This is a genomic window from Clostridium sp. (assembly GCF_032552055.1).
Lineage (GTDB): Bacteria > Bacillota > Clostridia > Clostridiales > Clostridiaceae > Clostridium.
This window is the reverse complement of sequence record NZ_JAWGSV010000066.1, coordinates 1-13,799: the sequence shown is the minus strand read 5'-3', so window position 1 is coordinate 13,799 and position 13,799 is coordinate 1. Positions and strand designations below refer to the sequence as shown.

The following is a 13,799-nucleotide window of genomic DNA, read 5'->3' as shown; positions in this document are numbered from 1 at the left end:
TTTAAAACCTTATCTAGCAAAATTGGTAATAAATTTTCAGTAATATTTACTGCTATTTTATTTATAACAATAGGACCTATGCTTGCAATACCTAGAACAGCTGCAACTACCTTTGAGTTAAGTGTTAATCCTTTTTTCCCAAAGGTTACACCTTTTGTAGCAATGGCTATATATTTTGCAATTAACTTATTTTTTGTATTAAGAAAAACTTCAATAATAGATACTATAGGTAAATTCCTAACACCAGCTCTTATAGCTCTTTTAGTAATCTTAATAGTAAAAGGCTTAGTTATGCCAATAGGTGCTATTACAGAAACTAATGCTATAAATGTTTTTTCTACTTCATTATTAGAAGGTTATCAAACTATGGATGCTATAGCTGCATTATTATTTGCTGGAGTAATAACTACTTCATTAAAAACTAAGGGCTATAAAGATAAAGAAATGCCTAAAATGATTTTAAAATCAAGCTTAGTAGCCGTTATTGGACTAGCTTTTGTATATGGTGGATTAACTTATATAGGAGCTCAAACTACTGAGTTAACTACAGGTGAAATAGGTAAAACTGGATTATTATTATTAATATCTAGAAATATATTAGGTTCTGTTGGACCTGTTTTAATAGGAATAGCTATGTGCCTTGCATGCTTAACTACATCTATAGGCTTATTATCTGCTGGTTCTTCCTTCTTCGAAAAAATTTCTAATGGAAGATTACCTTTTAAGTTAAATGCAATAATAATATCTATAGTAAGCTTATCACTGGCAACCTTAGGAGTAGATAAGATAGTTGTACTATCAGCACCAATATTAAATATTTTATATCCTGTTTGTATAACATTAATATTAACTACACTAATGTCAAAGTTCTTAACTAATATTAAAGCTGTAAGACTTGGAGTTTATACTTCGTTATTCTTTGGGATATTATTTGCTATTCCAGGAATAAACTTAAACTTTATTCCACTTGCTGAATTAGGCTTTGGATGGTTAATTCCAACTATAATCTCCATTGCATTAGGACATGTTATATTTAGAGAAATAAAAGAAGAAAATGCTGTGGCAAATTAAGCAAGCTTAATTTGAAATGAAAAATGAAGAATGTATAATGAAAAATTAAAGAAAAAACTCCTTTTAGAGTTTGAATAATTAATATAAAAAGGTTGTCACAAAGACAACCTTTTTTATATAAACTTATTTAATTTCAGAAACTTATCTACAATGCAACTTTATAAATTATTACCACAAATAAATAATTAAAACTACGCATTATAAAAAATCAAAAACCTCTTTAATAACATCTTTTACAATTTAATTTTAGTAAAGCTAAATTAAAAAATAATCTATTCCTATAATCTTGAAGAAATTACTTCCTCTATTCTACTTTCTTTATTTTCATTACTATAATTTCATTCTAGAAACTCAGCTCTGCTGCAGTTTCCTCCACAATTCTTCATTCTTAATTCTTAATTTTTCATTTCTCTAAAGTCTGTATATTTCCTTAGGCTTTATAGTAATTTTTTTTAATATAAAATGACTTATAATACTTACTACTATTATTATTCCTAGTCTTATAATAGATAATTTATATGTCCCTAAAGAATACATAAAATACATAGAATCAATTAATCCTGATACAAATAATGCTACCATCATTCCAGGAAAAGTTATAATCATAAATCTTGCAATTTTCTTTGGTAAATTAAATATTATTCCTTCATTCATATCTTCAAGTAGCATTTTATTAGTTAATTTCTTTGATATAAATATAAGTGCAATACCCACTAATAAAAGAATCATAGATATCATTATTACTTGAAAATTAGTCATAGGATTCCCTATACTGGAATAACCAATATACTCCATGGTACCATTAATAATATAGTCTAATCCATATATATAACTATTTTTATAGTAACTTAATGATTGTCCAAAATTGATGTATAAAAAAACTAAATATATAAAACTAAATACTATAGTTCCAAATAAATAATAAATATTTGAAAAAATAGAATCTAATAGAGCTAGAACTCCTATTATTAATACTGCTATACATATTAATTTTAAAGTATCTATAAGTACTAACTCATAGAAACCACCTATATATCTTAATATTTCTCTTTCACTAGCCCATCCTCTTAATATAGAGTATAAAAAAGCAATTATATATACTATAGAAGACATGCTAATTATAAGAAATTCTCTTTTTCTTATATCCATCCTAGAAAATGGCCCTGCAAGCAATGTAGACCACTTTTTCCTTTTAAAAACCCCAACAGTAATTACATATATAACTACCATATATAAACCAAATAAAAAAATATGAGGAATAGTTAAAATATTTTCTTTATCGCTATGATTATACAATGGAGTTCTAATATACCAACTAAAATAAGTAGATGTAGCTAATAAATTTATTATAAAAGCTGAAATATAAGTAACTAGTAAGGGAACTAGAATGCTTCCATCACCTTGATAAAATATAGCCTTATTAAAGTATTTCTTCATCAATGCACTTCCCCTCTATTCTATTAATAAATACCTCCTCAAGACTTAAATCTATTTCTTCTAAAAATAAAGGTTTAAATCTCTTAAGCCATTCTTTAAACTCCTCACAATTTTCTTCAACTATTATAGTAAATACCCTTCCAACTTGAGAAATTCTAAAAATACCTTTAAAAGTTAAGTCCTCAACATATACAGGCATATCGAAAGCAACTTGTATCTTCTTAAAGTTACGTCTAATCTTATCTAAAGAATTATGATAATCTATACTACCATTATGCAAAATAATAACTTCATCACAAATTTTTTCAAGCTCAATAAGATTATGAGTACTTATTATTATAGATTTATTATTTTTAGCCCCTTCTTTTACTATAAGCTTTAAAAGCTTTTCTTTTAATATAGGATCTAACCCTGAAAGTGGCTCATCTAAAATAAGAAGTTCAGAATCTAATGAAAAAGCAATCATTAGATTTACTCTCATCTTCATACCTTTTGATAACTGAAGAAATCTTTTATTTAATGGAATTTTAAATATTTTATTGATTTCATAAAACTTTTCTTCATCAAAATTGTTATAAATAGATTTATAATAATTAATAATTTCAGATATCTTAATTAAATAAAAGCTACTATGTTCATCAGGTACAAAAGCTATCTTATTTTTCACCTTAGGATTATCATATACTTCTTCTCCTTTTAGTAAAATTGATCCTTCACCTTTATATAATCCAACTATTCCTCTAATTAATGAAGTTTTACCAACTCCACTTGGTCCTACTAGTCCTAATATTTTTCCACTTTCCAAGGTAAAACTTATGTTATCTAATATTTTATTGTCTCCATGCTTAAAAGAATAATTCTTAACCTCTAACATATACATTTAACCTTCCACTACATTATTTACATAGTAATAATCAACTACGTATCCTTCACCTTCATCAACAACCACTAAATATAAAGTCGTCTTATCTTCTTCAATATCAAATACATTATCAAAAGTACCATCCTCATTAGGATGTCTATCATCATTATACTTCATATTACTTGCATTTCCATTTAAAGAATAAAACCTTTTATCTATAGGCTTTATATAATTGGGTATTTGTTCTAAAGAGCCCTCATAATAATCCCTTATGAAATCCAAATCATTTTCTGTAATCTCTTTTAAATCATAACTTGAAAATTGTGGTATTTGACTATTTATATAACTCCACCTATCATCCCCTATATATAATCTATATCTTCTTGAAACGCTTTCTAGAAACTTCCTTGAAAGCTTCTCATAATATCCATTTTCAGCTTTTATAGTCTCACTAATATTGGCATATCCAATAAAATTAACTATAGCTTCTTCAGGTGTCTTAAAATTTTCTTGTTTTTCATAAAAATCTTTCTTATTCCCTAAGGCTCCCACTATAAGAAAAGCTATTATAACACCTATACAGGCTAATACCGTAGATCTTTTCATTTTTCCTTCTCCTAATATTATAAATTATAAAGTGATTCTTAACTTCAGGTGGAGTTTTCTCAAAAAGTAGAGAACCAAAATCTTGCATTTTGTGTTAATAACTTTCACAGAGTGCAGGATGACTACTTCATCTGAAGTTTAGAAGAACTAATCCAGTGGCGTAGCAGTGCTTAGCTCCCACTTTTAGAAGATGGGAGTATTAGCAATGGTAGCCATCGGATAAAAAAATACTAAGTGTAAAAAAACTCCTACACTTAGTATTATATTTTTAATCTTCTTTATTAACAATAAATATTTTCTTAATAAAACCTTTGTAATCTTAAAATTTTCTTAACTATACCACAAATTATATTATTTTAATATATCCTCATATAGTTCTAACAGTTTCTTTTCTCTCTTCTTACTCTATTAAAATTATTTCACTTCAGAAACTAAGCTCTGATGCAATTTCAGACTAAATTATACATTCTTTATTATTTACTATTCATTTTTAAAGTTTTTTCTTCTTGTATATTTTTATTAGACTCTACATTATTTAAAATTATTATTCCAAATAATATCCAAAGAATATATGTGTTTGTTAATACACCTTTATGATTTAATTGAATTCCAGTAGTTAACCCAATAAATATAAATATTATTAACGATACAAATATCCCCCTATTATCTTTGTATCTTTTAATAGATAACCATATAAATATACCCATTATACCCACAATAGAGATAAATGAAATCACTCCTTGCTCAACACCTATATTTAAAAAGAAGTTATGAGCATGCTCCATAGTATATAAAGGAGCTACCATATTTTTTCTTAAATTATAATTTAAACTTAAATATGAATCAGCTACATTTGTTCTATAAACTTCATTAAAATTGCCATATCCAACTCCAAAAACATTGTCTATCATGACATCTTTACTAGTAACTATTGATAATAATCTTGCTGTATTTGATGTATTCTGAAGAAAATGAGTTGATGAATCACCTCTTCCCATAACCTTTGGCAATACTATAGGTGATAATAATCCTCCTATAATCACCATAGCTATGAATAAGTATTTATATTTTTTACTAAAAATTATTAATACTACTACTAAACCTAATGATAACCATGCACCTCTTGAAAAAGTTATAAAAATACATCCCATTTGAAGTACTCCAGATAATATTAAAAATACCTTTTCCATAATAGAATTCTTTTTATATAAGATTTCGTTAAGTAATAATGGAAATACCATCAATGCTACATTAACAAATATATTTACATTATGGTATCCAAAAGTAAGCATATCTCGTGAATCTTTTAGATGCCCACCACTAACTAAGATACCTAATAACTGTACTAATCCATAAAGGCAACTAAAGTTTATAGATAGAATTAATGAATATACTATTTTCTTCATATCACATTTCTCAAATATTGTTACAAAAATCAATCCTAAAATAATCGGTAGTAATATAGAAGTTGTAGTTAACTCTAAGGATAAAATAGGTTTATTTGAGAACATACAGCTTATATAACTAAATAAACAAAATAATATAATAAAATATGAAAGCACCTTATATCTATTAACAAGCTCTCGTCCCTTATTAATTATAGGCTTAAAATTAGTAATAAAAATATATAATATTATAATACTTTCAAAATTAAGCTTTATTATAAACAAGTCAAGATATAGTAACTTCCTTGCTGTAACTAAAATAGGCATTGAAACAATAAATAAATATAAACATTTTTTTGTATCTTTTTTTGAATTAATTAATATATATAATGTTACAACTAGAGATAAAGTAAAAGTAGCACCATCCTTAACCCCTACTGCCTTAACTGATAGTAAAGCACTTACTATTATAAAAATGGCTATAGAACTCCATTTAATATACTTTTTATCAATACTCATATAATTACTCCTTATACTTATCTAGGTCAACATCTTTATTTCTTTCATTGTTTAAGATATAACTATTCATTTCACTTTCAAGTTTACTAATCCCACTATTAATATCAATTTCTCCGCGAATTATAGAGAATATATTATCTTTTACTATCTTAGAGTTTCCAACAAGAATTTCTGTTGGATCTTTTAAAGAATGTTTATAATTTGTATTATCATTTAATCCATCATATAAATCATTATTCATGTAATTATCACCAAAGGATGCAAAGTTATTATCATTTTCAACTAAATAGCTTGTTGTTTCCTCACTAATTAGCCATTCAAAAACTTCTTTTACAGCTAAATCATGTCTATTTTTTTCTTCCTCTTCTTCTTGAGATAACTCTTCATCACTAGTATTATTAGCTAATACTAATATTCTAGGATAAGTATGATAATACAATGATCCTGATTTTTCTGAAGCAAAAGGTATATTGCTAAATCTTACATCTATATCTGATAATCTTTTCTTCACACTATTTTTTTGATAGTAATTAGTTACCATTACAGCCGATTTTTCATCATTAAATTCATTAAATAAATCTTCCATAGTTTTAGAATCAAAATCTAAATTAATTAATTGATTTTCATACATATATCTAAACTTTTCTAATACTATGTCAAGTCCAGAATAATCATATTTTCCACTTTTATAATTCCAAAATGTTGGATAAGTTGAAGTTTCTGATGTAGCTGCTGTTCCTAACAAACTAAATAAATCATGAATACTTGATAGTGATAAATTTAATGGAATTATATTAGGTTCATGGGATTTAACTTTTTCTAACATCCATATTAAATCATCTAAATTTTCAGGTATAAAATCACTACTAACCCCTGAATCTTCTAATATAGAATTATTGTACATAAGTTTCGGCATAGCAGAGCCATACTTTACACCTATAATTTCATCGTTATATAGGAATTCTGAGTTATCATCTACATTAGATAAATCAATATTTAAGTTATCTAATGGCTGTATAAAATCCTTCTCTATTAAAGTCTTGCCATTATACTCTAATATATCAATTTTGCTTTTATTAGCTAACTTTGTATGTACTAAGTTATCATAGTCGTCACTAGTTAATATTAAATTGATATAAATATCATCATTGTTTTTATTGAAATTTTTTGTTCTATTGCTAATTCCATTTTTAATTTCATTATTTTTTAGAATAATATTAACAACTTCTTTATCGATTTTATTATTGTTAAAATCTATAACTTTATAAACTTTGTATGATACTGCTAATAATACTAAGACTATTATTAATGCAATAAAGTTCTTATTGTTTTTCATAAACTTCATATTTTTCACCTTTTATCTTGAGATTCTTTTATTGCTTTCTTCTAATTTACTGCTTTTAAATATATAAAAATTAAATATTCCTAAGATAAATCCTAATCCATATGAAATGTGCAAAAATGGAAAACTGATAACTAAATAAGGCAGATACTTAAAAGATTTACTACTAGATATTTTAAAAGCAAAAAATAAATCTAAAGCTAAATATAAAGCTAATATAGAAAGATATAATTTTGCCAATAACCCTGAAAAAATACTAGCTACTCCACCTATAGTTAAGAATAGTACAAACATTAAAGGAATTAAATGCCTTATTGATGCAGGTCTTTTATGTTTTTGAATTACCCTAACTTTCCAGAAACCATATTGATAGTATTGTCTCCAAAGCTTTTTAAAATCACCTCTACTAAAATAAGTTGCCTTTATCTTAGGTGATAAAAGTATCTTTGCTCCGCTTTTTTCAACCCTAAAATTAAGCTCATCATCTTGATTTCTTACTAACTCTTCATCAAAAAGACCCACTTCATTTAATAATTCTCTTTTATAAGCCCCAAAGCCTACTGTATCAACATAGCTTTCTTTATCAGCAAATCTAAATAATGCATTCCCAACACCAAATGGACAGCTCATAGCCTCAGCAATAGCAGCTCCTTTGACATTTTCATTTACTGTTTTTATAACTCCACCGGAGCAACCTACCCCTTCTCTTTCAAGGGCTAGCACATTTTCCTTTATAAAATCCTTATCTGCATAAGCATGGGCACCAAAAATAATTACTATATCGGAATTATTATATCTAATTCCTAGATTCATTCCCTTAGGAGCAGATAGTCCTTTATTATCTAAAAGTATTACATTTTTATGAGTATTAGATATATCATTTATTATTTCTCTTGTTTTATCTGTAGACATACCATCTGCTATTATAATAGAGACTAAATCCATTGGATAGCTTTGCTCTAAAAATGAATTAACACACTTTTCTATATATTTTTCTTCATTTCTGCAAGGTATAACTATTGAGACAGTCTTATTCACAACTCCAACTCCTTAAAATAAAGTGATTCTTAGCTTCAGATGGAATTTTCTTAAAAGTAGAGAACCAAAATCTTGCATTTTGTGTGAATCACTTTCACAGAGTGCAAGATTACCTTACTCCATCTGAAGCTTAGAAGAACTAATCCAGTCGCGTAGCAGTGCTTAACTCCAGCTTTGAGAAAATGAGAGTATTAGCAATGATAGCAATAGGATAAAGTTTAAAGAAAAGTCCGCAATTATGCGGAACTTTATTTCTTCATATCTGAACTAGAAAAATTAGTAAATGGGAAATTTACTGGCATTCCAGTTTTTCTTGATTTATATGCAGCTAAAATAATTGATAGAGGCACTATTGCATCTTCTCCACTTACATATGGCTTTCTATCCTCATTTATAGCATCTACTACATCTCTAAATAAAGGTGTATGTCCTTTTCCATAAACGCTATCTATTTCAACTTGTAAGTCCTTCTTAACTTCTTCTTCATCTTCACCTTCGAATCTCCAAGTTTCTAGCTCATTTACAGCAAGACCACCTATAACAACTGTACCTTCAGTACCGAATACACTTAAAGTTTCTTCTAAGTTCTTAGGATATACAACAGCACTTCCCTCAACTATTCCAATAGCACCATTTTTAAATCTAATTACTATAGCGCCGAAATCTTCCGCTTCTATTGGATTTCTATAAGTATCACATTCTGCATAAACTCTTTCAACTTCAGAACCTACCATCCATTGTAATAAATCTATGTTATGTATACATTGATTCATTAAAGTACCACCATCTAGATCCCAAGTACCTCTCCATGGTGCTTGCTTATAATAATTATCATCTCTTCTCCAAAGAATTCTTGCAGTACCATTCATTATTCTACCAAGCTTTTCACCTTCTATAGCTTCTCTAAGCTTTTGAATAGGTTTATTAAATCTATTTTGGTGAGCTACTGATAATTTAACATTATTTTTTTTAGCAACTTCAATCATTTCATTAGCATCATCAATTGACATAGCCATTGGCTTTTCAACTATAACATGCTTGCCTTTATTCATACAGTAAATTGCAATTTCTGCATGATATCCACTTTCTGTAGCTATAGTAACTACATCAATTTCTTCCTTTTCAAGCATTTCTTTATAGTCTTCATATACACCTATATTTAAAGAACTATCATTCATTTTCTCTTTATATTCTTTAGCCTTAGCTTTAGCAAGTTCAACCTTAACATCACATGTTGCAACTAAATTTGTTACATCCTTATTTTCATATAGTCCTTCTACATGCTTATATGAAATTCTTCCACAACCGATAATCGCAAAATTCAACTTCTTCATAATTTTTACCACCTTACATCTATATGCATTTTATTATAGTTTTTACTATTAAATATATATCAAAAAAGATATTGCTCTTTTCTATATATTCTAAATTTAAATTTAGCTTATCTTTCATAATAACATTAATATAGTATTCTTCCGGATTGTCAACTTTTCCAAGTATGTCATTTTCATCTTTATATCTTAATGAAGCCATATCTGTTATTCCTGGTCTAACATTTAATACTTTTTTTTGCTCAAAGCTATATAATGAAACATATTTAGGTACTTCAGGTCTTGGGCCAACTAAGCTCATATCCCCTTTAAATACATTAAATAATTGTGGAAGTTCATCAATTTTAAACTTCCTTAAAAAAACACCAACTTTAGTAATTCTATCGTCTTTACCTATAGTGATTTGCTTTCCAAGCTTTTCAGCATCTGTTACCATTGTTCTAAACTTATATATATTAAATTCCTTACCATATCTCCCAACTCTTTTTTGTAAGAATAATATATTCCCTTTAGAGTCAAGTTTAATAGCAATACTCACTATAATAAATACTGGGGAAAGAATTATTATACCTATTAAAGATACAATAAAATCAAAACATCTCTTTATTCCTTGATTAAATCTACTCATTATTATCCTCTATCTCTAAACTAATATTTGCTAAATTTCTTCCTTTGTAATTGCAACTTCATTTACTTCATCAGCCTCTTTATAAGTTGGAACTATTTGTTTCATTTTTTCTTTAATTAGTAAAACATCACTTTCTTTTAACAATTCCTTAAGCTCTCCTAATTTAATATTTAAGCTCTCTATACTTTCAAAGGTAGGTTTTCCAATATAAATCTTATTATGACTAGTTTCAGTTAACCCCTCTTCACTCATTAACAGCTCTTCATAAAGTTTTTCACCTGGTCTAAGTCCAGTAACCTTAATTTTTATATCTCTATTAGGTTCAAACCCAGATAATCGAATTAAATCAACTGCCAAGTCATAAATTTTCACTGGTTTACCCATATCTAATACAAAGATTTCTCCACCTTTTGCGAAACATCCAGCTTGAAGCACTAATTGAGCAGCCTCTGGAATAAGCATGAAATATCTAGTAATACTCTTATGGGTTACAGTAACTGGCCCACCACTTTTAATTTGCTTCTTAAATAACGGTATAACTGATCCATTACTTCCCAATACATTTCCGAATCTAACTGCAACGAATTCAGTATTACTTATAGTATTATATGATTGAATAATCATCTCACATAATCTTTTTGATGCTCCCATAATATTAGTAGGATTTACTGCCTTATCAGTAGAAATTAAAACTAATCTATCAATCTTATGCTCATGGGCTGTTTTAACTAAGTTTAAAGTTCCAAAAACATTGTTTTTAATTGCTTCCTTAGGACTTCCTTCCATTAAAGGCACATGCTTATGGGCAGCTGCATGGAATACTACATTAACATTGTAAGAGTCAAAAATTTCTTCTAATCTTTCCTTATCCCTTACAGAACCTATTAAAACCCTCATATTTATATCCGGATATCCATCTTTTAATTCATTTTGTATATCATAAACGCTATTTTCATAGATATCAAATAAAATTAAAAGCTTAGGGCCAAACTGTATTATCTGCCTACATAATTCTGAGCCAATTGATCCACCAGCTCCTGTTACCAACACAACTTTATTATTTAAATAATCAGATATGCCTTTATTATCTAAAATAACTTGCTCTCTTCCTAATAAGTCCTCTAATTCTACATCTTTAATTTTACTTACTGTGGCTTCACCAGAAATAATCTCATATATTCCAGGTATTATTTTTATTTTACAATTGGTATTCTTACATATATCTAAAATTTCTCTTTTATTTTCATTATCTATAGACGGTATAGCTAATATTATAGTATCTATTTCTTTTTCTTCTGCTAGTCTTACTATATCTTCTCTTCTACCTTCAACCTTAACTCCACTAATACGCTTTCCTTGTTTAAAATCTCTATCATCAATTAAAAGTATAGGATTTAACTTCAAGTTTCTTCTAGAAAGCATTTCATTAATAATCATAGTTCCAGCTGATCCAGCTCCTATAATCATTACTCTTTTTTGATCTTCAGAATATTTGTACGGCATATATAGCAGTGCTCTTCTATATACTCTATATAAAACTCTATATCCTAATACTAAAATACAAGTTAAAATAGTACCAATTACTGATACATTAAGAGGAATTGTAGCTCCAAGAGTTCTTGTATAAACAATTGCTATAGCACCAGCTACTATACCGCCACCAGCGCCTAATAAGAATTCATCGGTACCTGTCAAATGCCATAATGAACTATACATTTTAAATAAAGCAAAACAGGTTATATATATTATAGTAACAACAAAAATATCATTTTGATAAATTGTAGCTATTTCCGTAAATCTATCAAAAAAAGTTATATTTATGGCTAATAAGTATGCCATATTTATCATAAAAATATCTATTATCACTAATATAAAAGTTTTTATTTTATTCATACTTTTATTCTCCCAACTTTAATTAGTCATTTTTTGTACTTTTACTCATACAATTATACTACTAAAATTTATTAATTGTCCACTAAACAGAATTTTATAATTCTATCTATTTTCTGGCTTTTAGCTACTTTATTAATACTATCTATTTTCTTGTCTTCAGTTTTTTATTAACAATATCAAATAAATCTTTTATTACATTTCTATATAGTAAGCAAACTACAGTTGTACTAACTAATGTTAAAATTACAATAATTAAGTTTATTCTATATATGCTTGAGAATGCTGCTAAAACATATACAGCTATAACTCCAATAAAGAACTTCTTTAAGTTAACATTAATTTTATATAGTTTATTTCCTAAATATGTTCTACTTGCAAAGAAAACAACATAAGCTAATCCTGTAGAAATAGCTGCACCTTTTGCTCCAAGCCTTGGTACTAATACAAAGTTTCCAATAATATTAGCTACTGCAGATGCAACTGCAATATAAATGTGATACTTTGTTTTCTTTTTAAAATTTATACCTAAAACAGTTGTTTCAGATATAGTGTACATAATTGGCATTAAAACTAAGAATGGAAAAATAAATTGAGATCCTTCATAATCACTACCTAAAATTATTATTAAAACATCTTTAAAAGCAATTACTCCTATTGCTATTATTAACATAAATAGTGATACAATTTCATTTATATTGCTAAAAAACTTCCTATCTTCAGGGTTAGTAGAAAATTTTTCATAAGCTACAGGAGTCCAAAAAGTTGTAAAAGCTCCTTGTACTGTATTTAATATAGATATAAAATACATAGCTCCACCATATAACCCTAATTGTTCATAGTCACTAAATAGTTGAATTGATATTCTATCAATAGACTGAAAGACCCAAGTTATACCCATGGATAAGATAAATGGACTACCATATATAATCAAGTCTCTTGTAGAAGTTTTAGACTTAAAGTTTTTATTAAACTTAAACCAATCTTCTTTCTCTATTAATACTCCCATTAATGTCATAACAAGATTTGATAATACAGTTGCTAAAACTAATGTTATATAGTTACCACCAAAAATCTTATATATTAATATTATAAAAATAATAAAAGCAATCTTATTAATTACTCCTAACGTGGAGTAAGTCTTAGCCTTTTGTTTCATTCTAATGTTAATAAGTGCAAAATTGCTTATAATAGTAATAAAACTATGAAATGCAAATAATACCACCAATACTAATGATGTCTCTTTAACCATATAATTTGAAACTGGTTTATAAAATAATATAAGTATAGCTCCTAATATTATATTTAATAATACTGGGAACTTAATTGATTTTCTTAATAAATCCCCCTTACAATTTTCATCTTCATCATTAAAAAATCTTATATATGCTTGATCTATCCCCATAGTTATAACTAATACAATTAAACTAGTATAAGTTACAAAAATATCTGCCTTCCCTTTTTCTATTGGTAAAAGCATTCTAGATACAATAGGTGTTGATATTAACCCTAAAATCATTACTAATCCATTTCCTATTGCAAACTCTATAAACTTTCTAAATAATCCACTCATTTTTTCACCTATTATTCTATAAATTATTATTTAACACTTAATACTCAAATTTGTATTCTTATATTAATCAATTATATCATATGGATTTTACTAAACAATATCAGAACATTATAGTTT

General features: G+C 27.0%; 11 protein-coding genes. 1 reads left to right on the top strand and 10 read right to left on the bottom strand.

From position 1 onward, the window contains the following. A partial coding sequence (gene brnQ, locus E6248_RS06595; RefSeq protein WP_316340020.1) for a branched-chain amino acid transport system II carrier protein occupies positions 1-1,071 on the top strand: 1,071 nt, incomplete at its 5' end. A 411-nt stretch (positions 1,072-1,482) separates the two neighbouring features. On the opposite strand, the gene E6248_RS06590 is transcribed toward brnQ, so the two are convergent. The 10 genes from E6248_RS06590 to E6248_RS06545 form a co-directional block, all read right to left on the bottom strand. Beyond that, on the bottom strand, positions 1,483-2,508 hold the full coding sequence (locus E6248_RS06590) for a hypothetical protein (RefSeq protein ID WP_316340019.1): 1,026 nt from the start codon (positions 2,506-2,508) through the stop codon (positions 1,483-1,485). Beyond that, on the bottom strand, positions 2,492-3,382 hold the full coding sequence (locus tag E6248_RS06585) for an ABC transporter ATP-binding protein (protein WP_316340021.1): 891 nt from the start codon (positions 3,380-3,382) through the stop codon (positions 2,492-2,494). The genes E6248_RS06590 and E6248_RS06585 overlap by 17 nt, the downstream gene beginning before the upstream one ends. A gap of 6 nt (positions 3,383-3,388) precedes the next feature. Further along, a complete protein-coding gene (locus tag E6248_RS06580) occupies positions 3,389-3,976 on the bottom strand; it encodes a hypothetical protein (protein WP_316340018.1) in 588 nt (195 codons plus the stop codon). Between the two features lie 473 nt (positions 3,977-4,449). Next, positions 4,450-5,880: an O-antigen ligase family protein gene (locus E6248_RS06575; RefSeq protein ID WP_316340017.1), complete on the bottom strand. Its 1,431-nt coding sequence runs from the start codon at positions 5,878-5,880 to the stop codon at positions 4,450-4,452. 4 nt (positions 5,881-5,884) lie between these two features. Continuing rightward, on the bottom strand, positions 5,885-7,225 hold the full coding sequence (locus tag E6248_RS06570) for an ABC transporter substrate-binding protein (protein ID WP_316340016.1): 1,341 nt from the start codon (positions 7,223-7,225) through the stop codon (positions 5,885-5,887). Positions 7,226-7,237: 12 nt separating this feature from the next. Next, complete coding sequence (locus E6248_RS06565; protein ID WP_316340015.1) at positions 7,238-8,260, bottom strand: glycosyltransferase family 2 protein; 1,023 nt, start codon at positions 8,258-8,260, stop codon at positions 7,238-7,240. Between the two features lie 248 nt (positions 8,261-8,508). After that, entirely contained in the window at positions 8,509-9,594 is a 1,086-nt protein-coding gene (locus E6248_RS06560) for a Gfo/Idh/MocA family oxidoreductase (protein WP_316340014.1), read from the bottom strand. A 19-nt stretch (positions 9,595-9,613) separates the two neighbouring features. Next, the gene (locus tag E6248_RS06555) at positions 9,614-10,219 is read right to left on the bottom strand and encodes a sugar transferase (RefSeq protein WP_316340013.1); all 606 of its coding nucleotides are present in this window, start codon (positions 10,217-10,219) and stop codon (positions 9,614-9,616) included. 30 nt (positions 10,220-10,249) lie between these two features. Further along, entirely contained in the window at positions 10,250-12,112 is a 1,863-nt protein-coding gene (locus E6248_RS06550; RefSeq protein WP_316340012.1) for a nucleoside-diphosphate sugar epimerase/dehydratase, read from the bottom strand. 142 nt (positions 12,113-12,254) lie between these two features. Then, positions 12,255-13,682, bottom strand: a complete 1,428-nt coding sequence (locus E6248_RS06545) for an oligosaccharide flippase family protein (RefSeq protein WP_316340011.1) — start codon at positions 13,680-13,682, stop codon at positions 12,255-12,257. Positions 13,683-13,799: the final 117 nt, after the last annotated feature.